This is a genomic window from Kinneretia sp. DJ1R-11, from assembly GCF_025717595.1.
GTDB lineage: Bacteria > Pseudomonadota > Gammaproteobacteria > Burkholderiales > Burkholderiaceae_C > Paucibacter_A.
Genome location: NZ_JAJIRR010000001.1, coordinates 385,608 through 407,271, shown reverse-complemented (window position 1 = coordinate 407,271; position 21,664 = coordinate 385,608). Strand labels below are relative to the sequence as shown.

Sequence of the window (21,664 nt, the reverse complement as noted above, 5' to 3'; positions counted from 1 at the left end):
CCTTGCGCCTGACGCCATCAATCAAGCCAGACCAAAGGGGTCGTCGATCGAGTGCGCGGGCTGGCTGAACCAGCGCGGGCCGGCCTCGGTCATGTAGACATGGTCTTCGTGGCGCACGCCGAACTCGCCGGGCACGCAGATCATGGGTTCATTGCTGAAGCACATGCTGGCCGCCAAGGGGGTGTCGTCGTTGTCGACCAGATAGGGCCACTCGTGGATGTCCAGGCCGCAGCCGTGGCCGGTGCGGTGGGGCAGGCCGGGCAGTTCATAGCGCGGCCCCAGGCCGGCGGCCGCAATCACGCGGCGTGCGGCGCGGTCCACCTCGCAGCAGGGCGTGCCGATCTGCGCGGCCGCAAAGGCCGCGGCCTGCGCCGCTTGCTCCAGATTCCAGATCTCGCGTTGGCGCGCGCTGGGCGTGCCGAAGACATAGCTGCGCGTGATGTCGGACATATAGCCTTCGACCAGGCAGCCGGTGTCGATCAGCACCATATCGCCCTCGCGCAGGCACTGCGCCTCCTTGACCCCATGTGGAAAGGCCGTGGCGGCCCCGAACAGCACGATGCAGAAGTAAGAGCCGCGCGCACCGACGGCGCGATGGCCCGCGGCGATGAAGGCCTCGACCTCGGTCGTGCTGATGCCTTCATGCAGCATGCTGGCGGCGGCCTGATGCACGGCCAGGGTCAGGTCGTGCGCACGCTGCATCAAGGCCAACTCGGCGCTGGACTTGCGCATGCGCAGTGCTGCCGTCACCGCTTTGGCATTGACCCAGGCCAGGCCCTCGCGCTGCAGGCCGTCGACCACGAACAGCGGCGTGTCCTCGCTGATGGCCAGGCGGCTGGCGCTGGCGCCCAGGCCCAAGCCGGCCAGCACGCGGCGGCACAGGGCGTAGGGGCTCTCGTGCTCCTGCCAGACATGCAAGGCGCCGGGCAGCACCATGTACTCGCGCAGCGTGCCTTCTTCAAACGCCGGGGCGATGTACTGCGGCTCGCCTTCGGCTGGGATGATCAGGCCGACCAGGCGCTCGCTCGGGTGCCAGACCGTGCCGCTGAAGTAACGCATATTCGTGCCGGCATGGGCGTAGAGAGCGGCCAGGCCTTGCTGGCGCAGCAGGGCCTGCGCGGCGGCCACGCGCTGGCGGTACTCGTCCAGGCCGATCGGTGTCACCGGCGCCTGGCCTTGGAATTGCCGGGCCAGTTCGGCCAGGGCTTCGGATGCGGTGCTGCCGCCCACGCCTCGTGTCATCGTTGAACTCCGTTGCAAGTCAGTCAATAAATATATTTAAAGAATACTTTAACCGCAAAGCCCGATAAGCCGCGGCGGTCTGGGTCTATCGCGTACAAAGCGGGCCAAGGACGCGGCCCATCGCATGCCAGCGTCAAGCCTAACGATGAGGAGTTTCTTTGATGCTTGAACTGATTCTGGGCCTGCTGATTTTTCTGGGTGTGCATTCGGTGCGCATCGTGGCCGAGGACTGGCGCAGTGCGCAGTGTGCTCGCCTGGGCGAGGCGCGCTGGAAGCTGATCTACACCGTGCTGTCCCTGCTCGGTTTCGGCCTGATCGTCTGGGGCTTTGGCCAGGCGCGTCTGGCGCCGCAGCTGCTGTGGGCCGTGCCCAAGGGTATGAATCACCTGGCCGCCTTGCTGACCTTGTTGGCCTTCATCCTGCTGGCGGCTGCCTATGTGCCGCGCAATGCGCTCAAGGCACGGCTGCGCCACCCCATGATCCTGAGCGTCAAGCTCTGGGCCCTGGCCCATCTGCTGGCCAACAACACCGTGGCCGAGCTGCTCTTGTTCGGCGGCTTCCTGATCTGGGCCGTGCTGTGCTTCCGCGCCGCACGCCAGCGCGACCGGGCCCATCCGCCGGCGGCCCTGGCCAGCTCGGCTGCAGGCACGACACTGACCGTGCTGATCGGCACCGCAGCCTGGGCCGGCTTCGCGTTCTGGGCCCATGCGGCCTGGATCGGCGTGCGACCTTTGGGGTGAGCGGCTGACTTCGGCACGAAGCGGAAATTCAATTGCAACCACAGAGGCACGGAGGCACAGAGCAAAAACCAATTCGGCTTTGTATTTCTCTGTGCCTCTGTGCCTCCGTGGTTGCCTTTTGCATTCGGCTGCTTTGTGCCGAAATCCGCCTGGACATGGCGCGGAACACGCCCATGAAAAAGGGGCCTCACGGCCCCTGGTGTTCACGGCTTGGAAGACAGCCTGTTCAAGCGGACTGCTGCTTGCGACGGCGCACCCAGGCGCCCAGGCCAGCCAAACCGGTCAGCATCAATGCATAGGTTTGCGGTTCGGGGATGGCGGCGATGGCGGCGACGGCCAGATCGGGCTGGTCGGAGAAGACGCCGTCCAAGCCCAGATTCACAAAGGCCTGAACTTGTCCGGCCATATTGCCGAAAGCGGCCGGGTCGGCGCTGCTGTCGAACTCATTGGGCAGGAAGACATTCTCGGCGCGGAAGGTCCAGCCATGCACCACGAGGCCACGCTGATGAGCGTTTGAGATCAACTGAGTCGGCGTTCCGAGCTTGCCGCCGACCAGAGGGATCATCAGATTGGTGTTGGAGCCGACGCCGTCGGCATAGCCTTTGATGAAATCGAGGCCGGCGGCTGAGGCCAGCTCGGCATAGCTGCGGCTGTCGTCAAAGGGATTGCCGCTGCCATTGAGCAGCTGGACGATGCGAATGTCGGTCTTGCCGTTCACGTACTCGAGGTTGTGCACTTCGAAGGACTGGATGAACACCGGCGCATTGCGGTCATTGCCGTAATTGGCGTGCAGGGTCTCGACCAGCTTGTCTTCCATGCGCTTCAGGCCGGTGGCATCGGTGAAGTTCTTGAAGTAGCTCGGGTGCTTGGTCTCGGGATAGATGCCGATGGTGCGGCCGGTCTCGATGGACTTTGCCTTGGCCAGGTTGATCACCTCTTGCAGCGTTGGGATCACGAACTGGTTGTTGTAGCTGTTGTTGCCCAGGCGCAGGTCGCGCAGGCGCTCCTGGGCGCGGATGTCGCTGCGGATCTCGGCGGCGGTGAAGTCCTCGGCGAACCAACCGCCTACTTTTTGGCCGTCAACGGTCTTGACCGTCAGGCGGTCGGAGTACTTGCTCAGCTCCCAGACATTGGTGCTGCTGTCCGTGCGGTTCAGCACCGGGGCGCCGTTGACGAGCTTGATGCTGCCGTCGGCGTTCAGGTCCACACGGGCCAGCAGGGGCTCGTGGCGGGCGATCAGCTCGCCGTCCTTGGTCATGACCAGGTCGGGCTCGATGAAGTTGGCGCCCTGGGCGATGGCCAGGCTGTAGGACTCCAGCGTGTGCTCGGGGCGGTAGCCCGAAGCGCCGCGGTGGCCGATAACGATAGGGGCGTCGCCGCTCAAGGTATTCCAGGCCTGCGCGGGCAGGGTGGCGCCGAGGCTCAGCAAGGCGGCCAGGCTCAGAGTCGAGATCTTCATGGAGGCACTCCGGACGGTGAAGTAGGAAGGGTTAAGCCGGCAGCATGCAAGCGGGCAATGACGCGGGTGTGAGTGCCAATGGACCGAACGGCTTACGGGTGGGTGTGGGGTTGTTGGGTGAACAGGTGAACAGGTGAACAGGTGAATGGGTGAGTCGTGAGTCGTGAGTCGTGAGTCGTGAGTCGGTGTGCGGCAGGGGCCTCACTTGTTCACCCGTTCACCTGTTCACCCATTCAGCCCTATGCGCCGATACTGACGCCCATACCATCCCACTTGCCGTTCTTTCGCCCCATGCATCCACTGAAACGCCTGCTGTCCTACGCCCAGGGCCACCGCCGCGAGATCCGCGCGGCCACGCTCTACTCCATCCTCAACAAGTTCTTCGACATCCTGCCCGAGGTGCTGATTGGCGCCGCGGTCGATGTGGTGGTGCGTGGGGAGCAGAGCTTTCTGGCCAAGAACATCCTGGTCGGCGTCGGCATCACCGACACTTGGCAGCAGCTGCTCTTCCTCGGTGCGCTGAATATGTTGGTTTGGATGGGCGAGTCCTGGTTCGAGTTCCTGCTCGAGCTGAAGTGGCGCGGCCTGGCCCAGAACATCCAGCATGAGCTGCGCCTGGATACCTACGGCCATGTGCAGAAGCTCGAGTTGGCTTACTTCGAAAATCAGCGCACTGGATCGTTGATGTCCATCCTCAACGACGACATCAACCAGCTCGAGCGCTTCCTCAACGGCGGCGCCAACCAGATCATCCAGGTGGTCTGTTCCTCGCTGATGGTCAGCGCGGTCTTCTTCGCCCTGCAGCCGGGCCTGGCCGTGGTGGCCCTGCTGCCGGTGCCAGCGATTCTGTTTGGCACCTTCTGGTTCCAGAAGCGTCTGGCGCCGCGCTATGCCGAGGTGCGCGAGGCGGCCGGTGATGTTTCGGCCCGGCTCAACAACAATCTGCTGGGCCTGGCCACCATCAAGGCTTTTGCCACCGAGAAGCTGGAGGCCGACCACATCGCCCAGGCCAGCCGGGGCTATCTGGAGTCCAACGCCCGCGCCATCCGCCTGAGCTCGGCCATCACCCCGGTGATCCGCATGGGCATCCTGGCCGGCTTCACCGCCACCCTGGTCTACGGCGGCTGGCTGACGATTCATGGCGACCTCGCCGTCGGCGCCTACTCGGTGCTGGTGTTTCTGACCCAGCGCCTGCTCTGGCCCATGACCCGTCTGGCCGAGGTGGCCGATATGTACCAGCGCTCCATGGCCGCCACCCAGCGCGCCCTGGGCCTGCTGGACACGCCCATCCGCATCGCCTACGAGGGCGAGCATTTCCCGGTGGCGCAGGCGCGCGCGGCCCTGCGCTTCGAGAACGTCGGCTTTGCCTACGCCGAGCAGCCCACGCTGCAGGACCTGAACCTGGACGTGCCGGCCGGCCAGACCGTGGCCTTCGTCGGCAGCACCGGCTCCGGCAAGTCCACCCTGGTCAAGCTGCTTCTGCGTTTTTATGAGCCGCAGCAAGGCCGCATCCTGTTTGATGGCCGGCCGATCTCGGAGCTGAACCTGCAGGACCTGCGCCGCTGCATCGGCTATGTCGCGCAGGACAGCTTCCTGACCGACGGCACCATCGCCGAGAACATCGCCTACGGCATGGCAGAGGCCAGCGACGCGCAGATCCATGAGGCCGCGCGCCTGTCCGAAAGCCTGGAATTCATCGAGCGCCTGCCCCTGGGCTTTGCCACCCGCGTCGGCGAACGCGGCCAGAAGCTCAGCGGTGGCCAACGCCAGCGCCTGGCCCTGGCCCGTGCCATCCTCAAGAACCCGCCGCTGCTGATCCTGGACGAAGCGACCAGCGCCGTAGACAACGAGACCGAGGCCGCCATCCAGCGCTCGCTGAACGTGGTCAGCCAGGGCCGCACCACCCTGGTCATCGCCCACCGCTTGTCCACCGTGCGCCAAGCCCATTGCATCCACCTGCTGGAACACGGCCGCATCGTTGAGAGCGGCACGCATGAGCAGCTGCTGGCGCAGGGCGGGGCCTATACGGCGCTCTGGCGGCTGCAGACCGGCGAGCTCTGAATCAAAAAGCGCTCTCGGCCTCAGGGCTGGGGCAAAGCCTGACGCAGTTCGGTCGGGAGCTCGGCGCCAAACCATTGCATCGTCAAGCGCCCCAGCTGGCCTTGCTGGCGCAGCTGTTGCAAGCCCTGGCTCAGCTGTTCTTGTACTGCTGGGGGAAGGTTGCGGCGGGCCAGGAGGTGGTAGGGCTCGACCTGCAGGGGCGGCAGCAGCACGCGAATGCGGTCCTGCACGCCCATGCTTTGCATCGTGTACCAGGCATTGCTGAGCGGGAAATAGAAAAAGCGGCCGCGGCCGGCCAGCAGCATGCGTAGATTGGCCTCGGTGTTCAGGCCACGCGCATGCAGATGCAGGCCGCCCATGGCCTGCAGCAGGGGCAGGCGCGAACTGTCGTGGTTGAGCAGCACCAGGCCTTGCTCGCCCAAGGCTCTCAGCGCATCCCAGCTGCCAATCTCGACCGGGTCCTCGGCACGCGCCAGCAGCACATAGGGCATGTTGTAGAGCTCGGGCTGCACAAAGACGAAGTCCTGCTTGCGTTCCTCAGTGTGGGTGAGGGCGCACAGCAGATCCAGCTCGCCCGATTTGACCTGTTGCATGAGCCGCTTCTGCGGCAAGGCCTCCGCAAGCAGCTCGATGCGCAGGCCCAGGTCCAGGCGATTCAGCGCCGCGATCACATCGGCGCAAAACCCGCTCTGCGTGCGCGGGCCATGCTGCAGCCACTTCGGGGCGCCGCCTTGCTCGGCGGCCGTGCGCAGGGTGAGGGTGTGGGCTGTGCCCGAGCCCGCATGTGCCGAGTCGGCTGGGCCGCCCAGCATCAGGAGGGCGGCCAGCCAAGCCAGGCCCAGGCTCATGCCGCGGGGCCTGGTCGGCCTGGGTCGCTGCGCAGTGGCCCGACGTCCTGCGACCATGGGGATCAGTCCCGTCGCCGTGTGGCCGCGAGGCGGAACTTGGCCATATGGCTGACCAGGCTCTGCGCCTGCTGCTTCAGGCCTTCGGCGGCAGCGGCCGATTCCTCGACCAGGGAGGCGTTTTGCTGCGTCATCTGGTCCAACTGGCCGACCGCCTGGCCGATCTCGCCCAGGGTGTTGGCCTGGGCGCTGGTGGCGCTGGAGATCTCGGCCACGATGTGGGTGACGCGCTGCACGCTCTGCACCGCGTCGGCAATGGTGGCGCCGGTGGCGCTGACCAGCTTGCCACCGGCCTCGACCTTCTCGGCCGAAGCGCCGATCAGGCTCTTGATCTCACGCGCCGCCTGCGCACAGCGCTGAGCCAGAGCTCGCACCTCGCTGGCCACCACGGCGAAGCCGCGCCCCTGCTCGCCGGCACGGGCCGCCTCGACGGCCGCATTCAGGGCCAGGATATTGGTCTGGAAGGCGATGCTGTCGATGACACTGGTGATGTCGGCAATGCGGGCCGACGACTGCTGGATGTCTGTCATCGTGTCCACCACCTGCTGCACCATGGCGCCGCCACGGTCGGCCACGGCCGCAGCTGATTTGGCCAGCTCGTCGGCTTGACGGGCGGCCAAGGCATTGGCCTGCACGCCTTCGCGCAGCTGCATCATGGCCGCGCCGGTCTGCTCCAGGCTGCTGGCGGCCTGTTCGGTTCGGTTGGACAGGTCCATATTGCCGCTGGCGATCTCGCTGGAGGCCATTTCCACCTGCTCGGCCACATGGCGCACATCGGCAATCGTGGCGCCCAGCTGTGCGCGCATCTGGTCCAGCGACTCGGCCAGCTCGGCCAGCTCATCGCGGCCTTGCACCACGACTGCCTGGCTCAAGTCGCCCTCGGCGATGCGGGCGGCCATCTCTCGGGCCTGGTCCAGCGGCGCGGTGATGCTGCGGGTGATGGACAAGGCGATCCAGACGCCGCAGGTGGCCGCGCCGATCAGCAAGCCGGTGATCAGGCGGAAGGCGGAGCGCGCTTGGTCCTCAGCCACATCGCGGGCCTGCTGCAGCTCCTTGCGGCTTTGCTCGGCATAGTCCTGAATGGGACCGAGATAGGCCTCCATGGCCGGGATCAGCTCGGTCACCACGCGGGCTCGCACATCGCTGCCGGCGGACTTTTGTTTGCCGATGTCATCGCGCAGCTCCTGGTAGCGCTTGCGAGCCTCGTCGATCCTGTCCTTGATGCGATCGCTCTCGGCGGACTTGGGTAGCTGTTCCAGGGCGTCCTGGATCTTGTCGATCCGGGCGCTGACTGCCTTGGACTTGGCGGTGAAGGCCTTGACGAAGTCCGCATCGTCAGACCAGATGGTGATGATGCGGCGTTGGATGTTCGATTCGGTCAAACCGGCCCAGCTGCGCGCCAGATCCAGGGCTTCCATATCGACATTGACGAGGCGCTCAATCCGGTCATTGAGTTGCTGGATGCGCCAGATGCCTAGGGCCGAGCCGGCCAGCAACAAGCTCATCACCAGGGCAAAGCCCGTCAGGACGCGGGCCTTCAGGCGCATTGATTGCACGAGAGCAAGCATGGGGTGTGTCTCCTTCGCAGTTCTAACTGCGGATTTTTGGGTGTGTGTTTTGCTCGCTCCCTGCGAACACTCTAGCGCCTGAGGACGGGAATGCCCAGCGCTCGGCGCACTGTCAGACCCCTGTGATCGGCTGCGGCGCCGGCTAACTTGAGCGTTCGCAGTGCCGCCGGGGCGCTCTGCGGCAAGCTCTGTCGACAATCGACAGCAGCGCGCGGTGGAGGCTTTCGTTTCGCTGCCCGGCGCCCTCATCGGCGCGGCTACCCTCTCCTTATCCGCCCAGGTCCCCATGACCATGCAACTCATTCCAAACGCCAGCCTGCAATTGATCCACACCCCGGTGTCGCACCGAGTGCGAACCGTGACCGTGCGCGACGATATGGTGGGCTGGTTGCTCGCGGGCCACAAGCGTCTGGTCGGGCCGCAGAGCGAGACGCCGTTCCATGCCGGCGAGCTGTTCTGCATCGCACGCGGCACCCAGTGGGACATGGTCAACGAAGCCCCGCCCGGTGCGGCCTACCAAGCGCACATGCTCTTGTTCACACCGCAGCTGGTCGAGCGTTTCCACCAGCGCTTCCCGCAGTTTGGCGGTCAGGCCGCGCTGGCGGGCTGTGCCGGCACGCGGGCAGACGAGGCCCTGGCTGCCAGCTTTCGGCAGGCGGTGACGGCGCTGCAGGACGAGCAGGCCTCGGAGGCGCTGCGCGAGCACCGGGCCCTGGAGGTTTTGCTCTTGCTGGCCGAGCGAGGTCTGGTCTTTGCGCTCGCAAGCGAGCTGAGCTGGAGTGAGCGCGTGCAGCGCCTGGTCGGCCAGCGCCCTCAGGCAGATTGGACGCTGGCCGAATTGGCCAATGCCTTCCATGTCAGCGCCAGCACCTTGCAGCGGCGCCTGGCCGAGGAAGGCAGCTCGGTCAGTGCCTGCCTGCGCGAGCTGCGCATGGAGCTGGCCATGGCCTTGCTGCAGGGCAATGAGCTGCCCGTCTCGGAGATCGCGGCGCGCTGCGGCTATCAGTCCCACAGCCGTTTCAGCGCCGCATTCCGTAAGCGCTACGGATTCGCGCCCTCGCATCTGCGGCCGACGTGAGCGGGCTGGCGGCGACCGAGCCGCGATTGAAGTGCCGCGCACAGTGATTGACGCCGGCGGGCTGACGCGCCGCTCGGGCGAGCGCGACCATGAGGCCTTGCCCTTTTCACCATTCCTTCTCTCAGAAGAAAGGCCTTCACTCATGCATTCCCAGCCCCGCTTTCACCTCCTGATCGCCGCTGCGCTCTTGGCCACCACCGGCCTCAGCCAGGCCGGCAGCTTCCAGCTGCGCAGCCCCGACATCCCGGCCAACAGCCGCATCGCCCCGCGCTTCGAGTTCCAGGGCTTTGGCTGCTCGGGCGAGAACCAGTCACCGGCCCTGAGCTGGCAGGGCGCGCCCGCCGGCACTCAGAGTTATGCCATCACCGTCTACGACCCCGACGCCCCCACCGGCTCGGGCTGGTGGCATTGGTCGGTGGTCAATGTGCCCGCCGATACGCAATCCCTGCCGGCCGGTGCCGGCGCCGTGGGCGACGCGCTCTTGCCGGCGGGTGCGCGCCAGGTGCGCATCGATTACGGCGTGGCCGGCTGGGGCGGCATGTGCCCGCCGCCGGGCGATCGCCCGCACCGTTACATCTTCACCGTGCATGCGCTCAAGGTCGCGAAGCTGGACCTGCCGGCCGATGCCACGGCCGCTCTGGCCGGCTACATGATCCGCGCCAACACCCTGGCCACGGCCAGTTTCAGCGCGCGCTACGGGCGCCCGGCGGCGCGCTGACAGGCACGCTCAAAGCAAGCCGCGCGTCTGCGCCATCAAGCGCGTCAGGCCCAGCATGCCGTCGGTGAAGGGTGTGGGCAACTTCAGGTGGCGGCCGATCTCGCTGACGGCGCCGACCAGGGCGTCCAGCTCCAGCGGCCGGCCGGCTTCTGCGTCCTGCAGCATCGAGGTCTTGAAGGCGCCGAGCTTGCGTGTGACGGCGTGGCGCTGCTCGGGCGTCTGCTCGACGGCACAACCGATGCGCGCGCCGATGGCCGCGGCCTCCAGCATCACGTTCGTGACGAAGCCGCGCACCAGTTCGTCGTCGAGGATGCGGTCGCAGGTGGCGCCGGTCAGGGCCGAGATCGGGTTCATGGTCATATTGCCCCAGAGCTTGAACCAGATGTCGCGCTGGATGCGCTCGGACACGGTGGCGTTGAAGCCCGCGCGGCCCAGCAGCGCGGCCAGCTCGTTGATGTGCGCCGGCTGACCGCCGGCCGGGTCGCCGAGGATGAGCCCCATGCCCATCACATGCCGGACCAGGCCCGGCTCGGGCGTCGTGCAGCTGGCGTGCACCACGCAGCCGATCACCCGCTCCGCCGGAATCAGGCCGGCCACCACACCGCCCGGGTCCACCGATTCCAGCTGCAATCCCTCAGCCTCGCCGGTCAAGCCCTGGAAGAACCACCAGGGCACGCCGTTCATGGCCACCAGCACACGCGTCTGTGGGCCCAGCAAGGCTTTCACCGCCGGCGCCACGCTGGCCAGAGCCGGGCCTTTGACGGCCAGCACGATCAGGTCGGGCTGGCCCAGTTCCTCGGGCTTGTCGCTGGCGTGAATGGGCACGGTGATGCGCTCGCCGCCGATCTGGTCCATGCGCAGGCCATGTTGGCGCAAGGCGGCCAGGGTGGCGCCGCGGGCCAGGGCGCTGAGTTCGACTTCGGCGCCCAGCTGGTGGCCGACATGGCCGGCGAACCAGCCGCCGATGGCGCCGGCGCCGACGATGCAAATTTTCTTGGTCATGAGGAAACTCGAGGAAGGCCCGGAGAAGGCCCGAGGAAGGCCCGGAGAAGCCGAGCTGAGAACGGGGCAGTCTCGCACAGCGCCGACGCCGGATTCCTGCGCGGGGGTAGCCGCCGCTCAGGCCGCCAAGGCCTGGCCCATGGCCGCCGGGGCTGCTGCCTTCCGGCCTTGCCGCCAGCGACGTTCCTGCACCACGATGGTGATCACATAGACCGCCACGATCAGCGCTGGGATCAGCACAAAGCGCTGGGCCGGGAAGGCGTACCAGGCGGCGACGCAGAGGAGGCTGCGGGCGATGGCATGGAAGGCGCCGATCCAGTGCTGGATGATCCAGCTGTAGGGCAGCCACATCAGGCCGGCCAGCACGCCGAGGGTCAGCGGCAGCGATTCATGGTTCTGCGCCGCCCAGGGCAGGGCGATGGTGAAGACCAGCAAGCTCATCAGCATGCCGGACATGAAGAGGCGATCGAACTCGTTCTTGGGCCGGCCTTTGGCGAAGAAGTTCTCGCCGGTCAGGCGCGACAAGCCCATGCCCAGGTAGAAGATCGAGCCGGTGGCGAAGTAAAGCGTCATCACTGCCTGGAAGGGCGTGCCCAGCCAGCCGACCAGGCCGATCACCGACCAGGCCAGGGTGCCGGCCAGGGGCATGGCCAGGCCGCGGCGGCGGCTGAATTCTTCGCGCTGGACTTCCAAGCTGCGGCGGCCGGCGCTGAGGTCTTGTTGCGGGGTCATGGCGGGGCTCCTAGATGGCGGTGGGAGATGAAGAAACCAAGGTGCCGCCATGGTGCCGGCCGCGGCCGTGGCGTCTGGCCCTGATTCGACGAATCGACAGCTGCTGCGACGCGAAGCCAGACTGGGCGATGAAGAGGGGGCCGCTTGCGACAATGCGCGCCACTGCTTCCTTCTTGCCTCCCTTGCTCAGCCGCCTCTGCCGGGCCGGCCGATGATGATGATCAATACGCTCTCTGTGTCCGATGCCCCGGGCCTGCCGCTGGCCGGCCTGCGCGTGATCGAGTTCACCCATATGGTCATGGGCCCGACCTGCGGCATGGTGCTGGCCGATCTGGGCGCCGAGGTGATCAAGGTCGAGCCCCTGGATGGCGACAGCACGCGCCAGCTGCTCGGCTCGGGCGCCGGCTTCTACCCCCTGTTCAACCGCAACAAGCTCAGCCTCAGCCTCGACGTCAAGGACCCGCGCGGCCTGGAAATCGTGCTCAAGCTGGTGGCCGGCGCCGATGCCTTCAGCGAGAACTTCCGCAGCGGCACCATGGAGCGCCTGGGCCTGGGCTATGAGGCCCTGAGCCGCCTCAACCCGCGCCTGATCTACGTCTCGCACAAAGGCTTTCTGCCCGGCCCCTACGAGCACCGCACCGCGCTCGACGAGGTGGTGCAGATGATGGGCGGCCTGGCCTATATGACCGGCCGCCCGGGCGACCCGCTGCGCGCCGGCAGCAGCGTCAACGACATCATGGGCGGCATGTTCGGCGCCATCGGCGTGCTGGCGGCGCTGCAGCAGCGTCAGCAGACCGGCCGCGGCCAGCAGGTGCAGGCCAGCCTGTTCGAGAACAACATCTTCCTGGTCGCCCAGCACATGATGCAGTTCGCCGTTACCGGCAAGGCGGCCGCGCCCATGCCGGAGCGCATCTCGCCCTGGGGTGTTTACGACGTGTTCGCCGTGGCCGATGGCGAGCAGATCTTTCTGGCCGTGGTCGGCGACACGCAGTGGGCCACTTTTTGCCAGGCTTTTGGCTTTGCCGATCTGCAGGCCGACCCGCGCCTGCTGACGAACAATCTGCGCGTGCTGGAGCGTGCCTGGTTGATCCCCGAGCTGCGCCGCCGCCTGCAGCCGCGCACTGCGGGCGAGATCGCGGCCGTGTTCGAAGCGGCCGGCCTGCCCTTTGCGCCCATCACCCGGCCCGAGCAGCTGATGGACGACCCGCATCTGCTCGCCACCGGCGGCCTGGCGCCCATGACCCTGCCCGATGGCCGCGCGACACGCGTGCCCTTGCTGCCCCTGAGCCTGGACGGCGAACGCCTGGGCCTGCGCCGCGACCCGCCGCGTTTGGGGCAGCACAGCCGCGAACTTTTGCGCGGCCTGGGCTATGAGGACGCGGCCATCGAGGCCCTGGTCGCCGAGGGCGTGCTCGGCGTGCAAGGTGAGGGCGCCGCGCCGGCTTTGGGCTGAGCTGAGTCTGCGCTGGGGCGAAATGGCGCAGGGAAGGTGCTGGGCGGAGGCCGGCTGCGCTAAGGTGTCGCCATGCCCTTGAGCTCCTCTCCCTCTCCTTCTTTTTCCTTCTCGCCCGCCGCCGCCCAGCGCCGTTTCAGCCTGGGCTTTGCCGCCGTGATGTTGGCCGTGGGCCTGCTGCACAGCCTGTCCGAGCTGCAGCAGTACCGGGCCCATGGCGGGCAGCACCCCTGGGAGCCATTTCTCTGGGAGCTGAGCTCGACCCTGTGCACGGCTTTGCTGGCGCCGCTGATCTACCGTCTGCATGCGCGCAGCCTGCGCCTGCCCGGGTGGCCGCCGGCGCTGGCCCTGCATCTGGGCGGTGCGCTCGGCTACACCGCCCTGCATGTGGGCGGCATGTTTGGCCTGCGCTTTGCCGTGTACGCGCTGACGGGCGTGGCCTATGAGCCCGGCAGCCCGGGCGATATCGTGATCTACGAGGCCGGCAAGGATGTCGTCAGCTATGGCTTCATCGTCGGCCTCTGCCATGGCCTGCAGCTGCACGAGGCCAGCCGCCAGCGCGAGCAAGACCTGCTGCGCCTGCAGACCGAGCTGGCCGAGGCCCGGCTGACGCGCCTGGCCGAGCAGATCCAGCCGCACTTTCTGTTCAACACCCTGAACCTGATTTCCTCGGTGATGTATGAGGACGTGGCGCGCGCCGACCGCATCGTCTGCGATCTGGCGGCCCTGCTGCGCCAGGCCTTGAACGCCCAGGAAAACGGCCGTCACAGCCTGGCCCAGGAGCTGGACTTGATCCAGCCCTATCTGGCCATCATGCAGGCGCGCTTTGGCGAACGCCTGCAGGTGGAGATCGAGGCCAGCGAGGCGGCGCGGGCCTGCCTCTTGCCCAGCCTCTTGCTGATCGCACCGGTCGAAAACGCCATCACCCATGATGTGGCGCACAGCGCCGGGCCGGTGCGGCTGCGGCTCAGCGCCGAGCTGCGCGCGGGCCGCCTGTGCCTGCGCGTGCACAACAGCGGCCGGGCGCCGGCGGCCTTCGAACGCGAGGGCGCGGTCGGTCTGGCCAACACCCGCGAACGTCTGCGCGTGCTCTACGGCGAGGCCGCGCGCGTGAACTTGGCCGCCGATGGCGCCGGCGGCACGGTGCTGGACCTCGAGTTGCCGGAGCAGCGCGCATGAGCGTGGAAGCGCCAGGCGGGCCGGCGCCGCTGCGCGTTCTGATCGTCGACGACGAACCGCCGGCGCGCGCCAAGCTGCGCCGCCTGCTGGCCACCCAGCCCGGCATCAGCCTCTTGGCCGAGGAAGCCGGCGATGCCGAAGCAGCCCTTCGCCTGGTGCAGGCCCTGCGCCCCGATGCTGTATTTCTCGACATCCAGATGCCGGGCCGCAGCGGCCTGGAGCTGGCCCTGGACTTGCCCGAGGGCACGCTCTGCGTCTTCTGCACTGCCTTTGATCAGCATGCCGTGCGTGCCTTTGATCTGCATGCGGTGGACTATCTGCTCAAGCCTTTCACGCCTGAGCGCTTGGCCGAGAGCGTGCAGCGCCTGCTGCAGCGAAGGCGGGCGCAAGCGCCGGTGTCCGCTGAAGTTCCACGTCAGGCTTGGCTCAGCGCCTTGCAGCAAATCCAGCCGGTGCCCGGCCACTGGCTGGTGCCGCAGCGGGGCGGCGCGGGCTTGTTCAAGCTGCCGCTGGCTGATGTCGAATGGGTGGCCGCGGCCGACAACTACATCGAGTTGCATGCCCCTCCGGCCGCCCATCTCGACCGCTGCACCCTGGCTGACTTTCTGGCCCATGCCAGTGTGCAAGGCCGCTTCCTGCGCGTGCATCGCAGCCATGCCATCAACCCGGCTCATGTGCTGGGCCTGACGGCCTTGCCGCGCGGTGAGGCCGAGCTGTTGATGCGCTCGGGCGCGCGCCTGCGGGTCTCGCGCAGCCACCGCGCGCAGCTCGCTTGAGGCGGGAAAAGTGTCAGCAATTGCAAGCAAAGCGAGCCTTTGCGAGGCCTCAAGCGCCTGTTTTCGGGGCTTGTGGCGGCCGCAGCCTCGGACACAACGATAATCGCGCTCCCCGCAATGGGATTTTCTTTTCCGCACCCACTGGATATCTGATGAACAAAAGTGAATTGATCGAAAGCATCGCCACCAAGGCAAGCCTGACCCGCGCCCAAGCCGCTTCGGCCCTGGACGCTGCGCTCGGCTCGATCACCGAAGCCCTGGTGGCCGGCGATGCCGTGGCCATCCTCGGCTTTGGCAACTTCAAGGTCAGCGAGCGCGCTGCCCGCACCGGCAAGAACCCCGCCACTGGTGAAGCGCTGGAAATCGCCGCTGCCACCGTGCCCAAGTTCACCCCGGGCAAGGCACTCAAAGACGCTGTGAACGTCAAGAAGTAAGTAAGACAAAAAGGATCCGGCTTCGGCCGGACCCTGCGATGAGACAAGGGCGCCCGTCATTTGACGGCGCCCTTTTCTTTTGGGGTGTGCAGGCAGCTGATGGCTGCCGACGGAACCAAGCTTGAATTCGATGGTCTGGTTTCCGCGCTGCGGTGACTCGGCCCGCCGCCGTGCTCATGGTGCCCGGGTCGGCTCTGCGAGCCGGCTCTCCTCGCTGCTCACTGCGCGGCTCAGCGGCGCCAAGCTCCCTCCGTTCGCTGCGCTCACTGTGGTCAAACATTGGCGCCGAGTCAGTGCTTGAGGCGCGCTTGAAGCAAGCTTCAGCGCGCGCCTGATCCGCTCCGTTGCGCTCTCGGCCGCGCACAAATCGCCCGTCGGCGGGCCGAGCCACCTCCGAAGATGGCGTGTTCCACCGACGAGGGGCACATCGTTCGCGATGCAAGCGCCCTGCAGTTCGGGCCGCTGCCGGGCGATTTGTGAAGGGCTGAGCAGCGCAGCGGCTCGGGGCGCGCGCGTACCCGCGCGCTTCAAGCTCTGACTTGGCGCGTCTGTCTGAACGGAACGAACGCAGTGAGTGAAGTGAGTTATGCGCCAGCCCCGAGGCGCGAGCAGCGCAAGGCAGTCGGCCCGCCAGGGCCGACCCCGGAACCATGAGCCCGGCGGCGGCCCGGACTGCAGGGCCTCACGAGGGAGAACAAGAAGGCTGCCATGTGCCGCTTGCAGAAGAAAAGCAGGCTACGGCTTCGCCGGTGCTGACAGCAGGGCCTTGGCCGCTTCGATGCGCAGCGCCATCGCCACGCCTTCGTCGTTCATCACGCCCAGCAGAAAACGGCGCGGGTCGGTTTCATCGGCACCTTGTGTTGCGAGCCCCACGGGAGCCATAGGCCGTGCCGGCTGGGCGCTCGGCGTTGGTGGGGGCGCCGTGCTACCGGCCCTGGCGCCCAACTGCTCCAAAGCCGCCGCAAGTTGGGCCGGGCTGATGCAAACAAGGCGGCCCAGCACTTCGGCCTGCGCCTCGGGGCCAGGCTCGGTGTCCAGCCAGGGCTCGTCGCTGAAGACCGGTGCCAGATCGGGGGCCACAAAGGCCGACCACTGCTCACCCGCGACCGGTTGTTGCCGCTGAGGCGGCAGCGCGGGGGCAGCCGTGGCCATGGCGGCGGACCACAGGCTCAGCCGCGTCGGGCGCAGCTCGGGCAGATAGGCGCGGCACAGCGCAGGCAAGAGCTCGGCGGCCTGCGCGGCCATGCCGACTTCGGCCAGTGCAAACCAGAGCTGGAAGCCGTCGTGGCCGTTGACCGCAATCGCCGGAGCCGGCAGGCCCAGATCGCTTTGCACGCCGCGCCAGACGGCGCCCAGCGCGCTCCAATCGGCCGGCCTGGCCAATTCCAGAGCGGCCGCGCGGGGCGGCGCGCTCAGGGCCGTGGCGTGGCTGCCGTAGAGGCGTTGCAGATCCTGTTGCAGTCGCTTGTCATTCATGGGCGCTATTTTGCGCCGCGGCTCGAGCTTAGGGCTGGAGCCTCAGGCGCAGCCAGCACCCGCTCGCGCAGCAGCGACAGGGGCAGCGGCCCATGCTTGAGCACGCGGTCATGGAACTCGCGGATGTCAAAGCGCGCGCCATCGCGCCCCTGCATCTCGCTGCGCAGCTGGCGCAACAGCACTGCACCCTGCTTGTAGGTGATGGCTTGGGCCGGCCACTGGCGCACGCGCCGGATCTCGCGCTCGGCCAGGGCCGGCAGCATGGGCAGCTGCTCGCGCCAGAAGGCCTGCGCCTCGGCCTCGCTCCAGCCCAGCTCGTTCAGGCCGACATCGAGCACCACGCGTATGGATCGCACCAAGTCCCATTCGACCGCGCCGAGCGCATCGCCGTCCTGCTGGAACAGGCCCAGCTCGGCGCCGTACTCCTCGACGTAAGCGCCCCAGCCTTCGGCAAATGCGGAGTAAAAGCCATGGGGCAGGCCCAGCGGGCAACCGCGCCCTGCTTGGGCATAACGGCTTTGGTAGTGGTGGCCCGGCGTGCTCTCGTGCAGCAGCAGCCAGTCGACATTGCGGCGGCCATAGCCTTCGCGTGCCTTGTTGAAATAGAAGGTCGCTTCGTCCGGTTCGTAATAGCCATCGACTGGCAGCGCCGCGCCCAAGGTGGAGGCCTTGATCGCCGGGCCGGTGATGCCGGTGTCCGGAAAGAGCTTGGCCATATGGCGCTCGACGATGGCCTGGCGTGCCTCGTAATCGGCCTGCGGCGTGGCGCCCTCGGGGTAGCGGAAGTCCGGGCCGGCCAGATAGGCAGTGAAGTCCGCATCGCGTCCGGCATAGCCCATGCGCGCCTGCAGCACGCGATAGCGGCCCTGCGCCCGCACCAGCTCGGCGCGGCCCATGGCCATCAGGTCCGAGGCGCTGCGCTCTTGCGTCAACCAGGCCTTGCGCAACCAGCGGTACCAGTCCTTGCCCAGCGCACTCTGCGCCAGTCCTTGCTCCGACAGCTGCGCGCCGCTGCCCAGTGCCCGGAAACGCTCCAGCACCTGGAGCTTGTGCAGATGCAGGTCCAACTCGAAGTCGATTTGCTCCAGCTGCAGGCGCTGGCAAGTGGTGGCGGCGGGCCGTTCCAGGGCGTGCAGCGCCTGGTTCAAGGCCAGCAGTTGCTGGCGTTGCGCGGGCAGATCGGTCTCCTTGTCGATCTTGTTGAGGCTTTTCAGGAAGGACAGCTCCATCTCGCCACCCAGTCCGAGCTCGCGATGGACCTGGCTGTAGCGGGCGATGAAGGGCTCGATCGCGGCGGCGGCAGGCGGCATCGGCTCTGCGGCGGCGGCCTGATTGCTGCCGCTGCCGAACAGCAGCAGCAGGCTCAGGGCTGCAGGCACGAGGGGCTTGGAAGGGTGGCTGGACATAGAGAAAAGCAGGGGGAGGCGCATGGGCGGCAGTATCGGCGTCGCCTGCCGGCCAGCCAAAGGCCATGGCTGTGACTTCAAGTCATGAGGTCGGTCGGAGTCGGCGCTTCCAAGAGCTTGATTTTGTTGGGTGTCCGATGCGGAGCAAAGTCCGTCGGAAACCACCGAATCGACCACCGTGAACCCTCGGCAACAAATAAGGTCCGTCGGGTGCGGTAGCGACTGAAGGCAGCGTCCCGTGGCCGCGGCAGGACCTGGTCCCGGCCACAAGGCAAGGCCCTTCAGTACAGACTAGATGGCAGCAAAGTGCCCAAAGCTGAAGTTCGCCGGCCAGCAGCTATGTTCACTTTTTGAACGGCGGCTGCGGATTGCTCAGTAGCGTTCAATCTGAGTGAGCCAAACCTGCCTTTTGCTGCCATGCCTTGGATAACAGTTCAGTTTGGGTAATTTACACACTCGGGTTTCGCGCTGAATTTGCAAACGATCCGATGTGAGCACCACCGCAAAAGCCGGTCCTCACTAGAATGCCCAGCACAACAAGACAAGGGCTTCAGGGATGGTTTCACCGACACCTCCGTCAGGGGCCGGACAAGTTCGCGAGCGTGCGCGGTCCGTACTAACTGCCTTGGCACGCGGGCTTGCCCGCTTCAAAGGGCCCATCGTTGCTATCGCCGGTGTCGGCGCCGTGCTCAGTGGTTTTGTGGGCTGGTACACGACCTATAAAGCCATCGCAGCCACGCCAACGGTTCAAAGCACTCCCACGCAGAATGCCGATGCGATTAATCCGCTGTCCATTCTCGTGCTGCCCTTCACCAACCAGACCGGTGACGCAAGCAAAGGCTATATTGCAGACGCCCTGACTAGCAGTATCAGCGCTGACTTGAGCCGCATTCGTGATGCATTTGTAGTGCCCACCGCCACGGCCTTCACTTACAAGGAGAAGAATCTCACTGTGGCCCAGGTGGGCAAAGACGCAGGTGTACGCTTTGTGCTGCAAGGCAGCGTGGTAGCCAGCGGTGACAAATTGCGTATCAGCGCGCAATTGGCGGACACACAAAGCGGCAAGCAGTTATGGAATGAAGTATTCGAGGGCGAAACGACCAATCTTTTCGAACTGCAAGACCTAGTGACCGCGCGCATTGGCAATAGCATCGGCATTGAGATGGTGATTGTGGCGGCTAGAGAAAGTGAAAAGCGCAAGAGTAGCCCGAAGGTGGCTGATCTGAATATGCGACAACGCGGCTTGGAGCTAAAACCGCTAAGTGAAGACACCTTTAATCAGCGTGAAACCTTGTTGCGCGCCATCATCAAGCTGGAGCCAGACAACGCCGTTGCAACAGCCCAGCTGGCGTACCTTTTGGCCACCTATGCGGACAACTTTCTCGACGAAAAGAGCCCTAGATTTCCGCACATTTATATGGAGGCTAAAGCACTCGCTCTAAAGGGCAAGACTATCGACCCTCAATTGCCGGATATTTACTCCGCGCTGGCGCGTGTTGCCAATTCAATCGACAATGACAATGCCGAAATGTTGCGTTATTACGAGGTGGCCTTAAAGCTCGCACCCAAAAATCCCCAGAGCTACAATAATTTGGCCATATGGTATTTCTATGACGGGCAACCCAAGGCGGCAATTGAACTTCTAGAAAAGGCAATATCCCTTTATCCGAAAGCACCCTATTACAATATTAATGTAAATATGTCGCGCTGTTTCCTGATGCTTGGGGATAATGCCGCAGCAATTGCCTGGGGGCAAAGGGCGATTGATATTGATCCGACATATAATTTTGGCTTTTCAAATCTCGCCATGGCTTACGCAAATTTGGGGCAAATGGACAAAGCGAGGCAGTACGTCGACGAATACAAACGACTTATTAAAACTAGTCAAAATACCGGTATCGGATTTGAAAAAATTGACGGCTCCGAGTCGCCCGCCTACGTCAAGTATTACAACGAACACTACCTTCCCGAGTGGCGTAAGGCAGGGTTGCCGGAATGAGCGAAGTCCCCGTGTATCCGCTGAGCTTTGATGGCCCAGAAATGGGCTGGCAAATTTAAACCCACTGTCCTTTTTGGAATGCGGTCACACAAAAGTTTCCGCTGCCTCATCGGTTACCGCTCTTGAGCTTGAACTTCCGCTCCGGGCACTTTGTTGCCGCCCGCGACGAATGGGCCTGCAATGGATCGAGACCGGCGGCTCCGCTGCGATGTCGGCGAGCGCGAACGAACTGCCACCCAATGATGCCGACAACGACCCCAAGGCAAGGGGCGCGTCGCCAACCATGCTCGACCGACCTTGTTCAAGTCCGACGGACCTTATTACTTGCTGTCAGCTGCCAGCCAAAAAGCCTCCTGTGGGTCGCCAGCCTCCGCCATGTTGCGCCGCTTGCCGCCCATAACCGCACAAGCCAGCGTCCCGGTATGAGCAGCGGGTTGATGTGTGAAGAACATGGATGCGGGACGCGGTGAGGTGATCTGCGTCTTGATGCCCGCCCGCCCGACCGCTTCGCGTCGGCTCCGCCTATGACAGCGATACTGCCTCATGCCTGTTGCCACGCGCTTCTTTCCCCAGCTTTACCCCTGGCTCTTCGTCGCCCTTTGGAGCACGGGTTTCATTGGCGCCAAGTACGGCCTGCCTGATGCGCAGCCGCTGACGTTTCTGAGTCTGCGCTATGCCTTGGTGTTGCTGCTGATGGGCGCCATCGTGCTGTGGACGCGGGCGCCCTGGCCGGCGCGGGGCAGCCGGGCCTGGGGCCATATCGCGGTGTCCGGCCTGCTGGTCCATGGCGTGTATTTGGGCGGCGTGTTCATGGCCATAGGCCATGGCTTGCCCGCTGGCATCACGGCTTTGCTGGTGGGCCTGCAGCCGCTTCTGACGGCGCTGGGTGCCGGCCTGCTTCTCGGCGAGCGGGTGCGGCCGGCGCAGTGGCTGGGTTTGCTCTTGGGCCTGACTGGCGTGAGCCTGGTGCTGGCGCACAAGGTGGCGGCAGGTCTCGGCGGCGCCGCCTTGCTGGCCATGCTTTTGCCGGCGTTTGTAGCCCTGCTGGGCATCACGGCTGGCACGCTCTATCAAAAACGTTTCTGCCCGGCCTTTGACCTGCGCACCGGCTCACTGATCCAGTTCCTGCCTTGCTTGTTCTTGACCTTGCTGGCGGCTTGGGCCGGCGGCGAGAGCCTGCAGGTGCACTGGAGCGGGCAGTTCTTCTTTGCCCTGGGCTGGTTGGTGCTGGTGCTCTCGCTGGGCGCGGTCAGCCTGCTCAATGTGCTGATCCGCCAGGGCAGCGCCGTCCATGTGGCCAGCCTCTTCTACCTGGTGCCGCCCACCACGGCCGTGTTCGCCTGGGCCTTGTTTGGCGAAACTCTGCATGGCCTGGCGCTGGCCGGCATGGGGGTGGCGGTGGCAGGGGTGTGGTTGGCGCGGCGGTGAAGGCTGAG

At 65.7% G+C, this 21,664-nt stretch carries 18 protein-coding genes; 10 read left to right on the top strand and 8 right to left on the bottom strand.

Annotation, left to right across the window (positions count from 1 at the left end; translation table 11 throughout):
• Positions 1 to 21 precede the first annotated feature (21 nt).
• Entirely contained in the window at positions 22 to 1,242 is a 1,221-nt protein-coding gene (locus LNV23_RS01705; protein WP_263561357.1) for a M24 family metallopeptidase, read from the bottom strand.
• 161 nt (positions 1,243 to 1,403) lie between these two features.
• On the opposite strand from LNV23_RS01705, the gene LNV23_RS01700 reads away from it, so the two are divergent.
• Complete coding sequence (locus LNV23_RS01700) at positions 1,404 to 1,982, top strand: NnrU family protein (protein ID WP_263561356.1); 579 nt, start codon at positions 1,404 to 1,406, stop codon at positions 1,980 to 1,982.
• Between the two features lie 226 nt (positions 1,983 to 2,208).
• Here the strand turns inward: LNV23_RS01700 and LNV23_RS01695 are convergent, their stop codons facing one another.
• A complete protein-coding gene (locus tag LNV23_RS01695) occupies positions 2,209 to 3,441 on the bottom strand; it encodes a glycerophosphodiester phosphodiesterase family protein (RefSeq protein ID WP_263561355.1) in 1,233 nt (410 codons plus the stop codon).
• Positions 3,442 to 3,732: 291 nt separating this feature from the next.
• On the opposite strand from LNV23_RS01695, the gene LNV23_RS01690 reads away from it, so the two are divergent.
• A complete protein-coding gene (locus LNV23_RS01690) occupies positions 3,733 to 5,502 on the top strand; it encodes an ABC transporter ATP-binding protein (protein WP_263561354.1) in 1,770 nt (589 codons plus the stop codon).
• Positions 5,503 to 5,522: 20 nt separating this feature from the next.
• On the opposite strand, the gene LNV23_RS01685 is transcribed toward LNV23_RS01690, so the two are convergent.
• Together LNV23_RS01685 and LNV23_RS01680 are read right to left on the bottom strand one after the other, a co-directional pair.
• Positions 5,523 to 6,350 carry a substrate-binding periplasmic protein gene (locus tag LNV23_RS01685; RefSeq protein WP_263561353.1) on the bottom strand — a complete coding sequence of 276 codons (828 nt, stop codon included), beginning with the start codon at positions 6,348 to 6,350 and terminating at the stop codon, positions 5,523 to 5,525.
• A gap of 62 nt (positions 6,351 to 6,412) precedes the next feature.
• Positions 6,413 to 7,975: a methyl-accepting chemotaxis protein gene (locus LNV23_RS01680; protein WP_263561352.1), complete on the bottom strand. Its 1,563-nt coding sequence runs from the start codon at positions 7,973 to 7,975 to the stop codon at positions 6,413 to 6,415.
• Between the two features lie 292 nt (positions 7,976 to 8,267).
• On the opposite strand from LNV23_RS01680, the gene LNV23_RS01675 reads away from it, so the two are divergent.
• Both LNV23_RS01675 and LNV23_RS01670 read left to right on the top strand, forming a co-directional pair.
• Positions 8,268 to 9,053: a helix-turn-helix transcriptional regulator gene (locus tag LNV23_RS01675; protein ID WP_263561351.1), complete on the top strand. Its 786-nt coding sequence runs from the start codon at positions 8,268 to 8,270 to the stop codon at positions 9,051 to 9,053.
• A 142-nt stretch (positions 9,054 to 9,195) separates the two neighbouring features.
• Positions 9,196 to 9,771, top strand: coding sequence for a YbhB/YbcL family Raf kinase inhibitor-like protein (locus LNV23_RS01670; protein ID WP_263561350.1), 576 nt, complete (start codon positions 9,196 to 9,198; stop codon positions 9,769 to 9,771).
• 9 nt (positions 9,772 to 9,780) lie between these two features.
• On the opposite strand, the gene LNV23_RS01665 is transcribed toward LNV23_RS01670, so the two are convergent.
• Together LNV23_RS01665 and LNV23_RS01660 are read right to left on the bottom strand one after the other, a co-directional pair.
• A complete protein-coding gene (locus tag LNV23_RS01665; protein WP_263561349.1) occupies positions 9,781 to 10,773 on the bottom strand; it encodes a 2-dehydropantoate 2-reductase in 993 nt (330 codons plus the stop codon).
• A 117-nt stretch (positions 10,774 to 10,890) separates the two neighbouring features.
• Positions 10,891 to 11,505: a DUF7010 family protein gene (locus tag LNV23_RS01660; RefSeq protein WP_263561348.1), complete on the bottom strand. Its 615-nt coding sequence runs from the start codon at positions 11,503 to 11,505 to the stop codon at positions 10,891 to 10,893.
• 217 nt (positions 11,506 to 11,722) lie between these two features.
• Between LNV23_RS01660 and LNV23_RS01655 the strand changes: the two genes are divergently transcribed.
• From LNV23_RS01655 to LNV23_RS01640, 4 genes are all read left to right on the top strand, one after another.
• The gene (locus tag LNV23_RS01655; protein ID WP_411910533.1) at positions 11,723 to 12,958 is read left to right on the top strand and encodes a CaiB/BaiF CoA transferase family protein; all 1,236 of its coding nucleotides are present in this window, start codon (positions 11,723 to 11,725) and stop codon (positions 12,956 to 12,958) included.
• 72 nt (positions 12,959 to 13,030) lie between these two features.
• Entirely contained in the window at positions 13,031 to 14,137 is a 1,107-nt protein-coding gene (locus tag LNV23_RS01650) for a sensor histidine kinase (protein WP_263561346.1), read from the top strand.
• A complete protein-coding gene (locus LNV23_RS01645) occupies positions 14,134 to 14,913 on the top strand; it encodes a LytR/AlgR family response regulator transcription factor (protein ID WP_263561345.1) in 780 nt (259 codons plus the stop codon). Before LNV23_RS01650 ends, LNV23_RS01645 begins: the two co-directional genes overlap by 4 nt.
• 152 nt (positions 14,914 to 15,065) lie before the next feature.
• The gene (locus LNV23_RS01640; protein ID WP_263516479.1) at positions 15,066 to 15,347 is read left to right on the top strand and encodes an HU family DNA-binding protein; all 282 of its coding nucleotides are present in this window, start codon (positions 15,066 to 15,068) and stop codon (positions 15,345 to 15,347) included.
• A 735-nt stretch (positions 15,348 to 16,082) separates the two neighbouring features.
• Here the strand turns inward: LNV23_RS01640 and LNV23_RS01635 are convergent.
• Together LNV23_RS01635 and LNV23_RS01630 are read right to left on the bottom strand one after the other, a co-directional pair.
• Positions 16,083 to 16,823, bottom strand: coding sequence for a hypothetical protein (locus LNV23_RS01635; protein WP_263561344.1), 741 nt, complete (start codon positions 16,821 to 16,823; stop codon positions 16,083 to 16,085).
• Between the two features lie 5 nt (positions 16,824 to 16,828).
• The gene (locus tag LNV23_RS01630) at positions 16,829 to 18,229 is read right to left on the bottom strand and encodes a DUF885 domain-containing protein (protein ID WP_263561343.1); all 1,401 of its coding nucleotides are present in this window, start codon (positions 18,227 to 18,229) and stop codon (positions 16,829 to 16,831) included.
• A gap of 625 nt (positions 18,230 to 18,854) precedes the next feature.
• On the opposite strand from LNV23_RS01630, the gene LNV23_RS01625 reads away from it, so the two are divergent.
• Together LNV23_RS01625 and LNV23_RS01620 are read left to right on the top strand one after the other, a co-directional pair.
• A complete protein-coding gene (locus LNV23_RS01625; protein WP_263561342.1) occupies positions 18,855 to 20,228 on the top strand; it encodes a tetratricopeptide repeat protein in 1,374 nt (457 codons plus the stop codon).
• Positions 20,229 to 20,771: 543 nt separating this feature from the next.
• Positions 20,772 to 21,656, top strand: a complete 885-nt coding sequence (locus LNV23_RS01620) for a DMT family transporter (RefSeq protein ID WP_263561341.1) — start codon at positions 20,772 to 20,774, stop codon at positions 21,654 to 21,656.
• Positions 21,657 to 21,664: the final 8 nt, after the last annotated feature.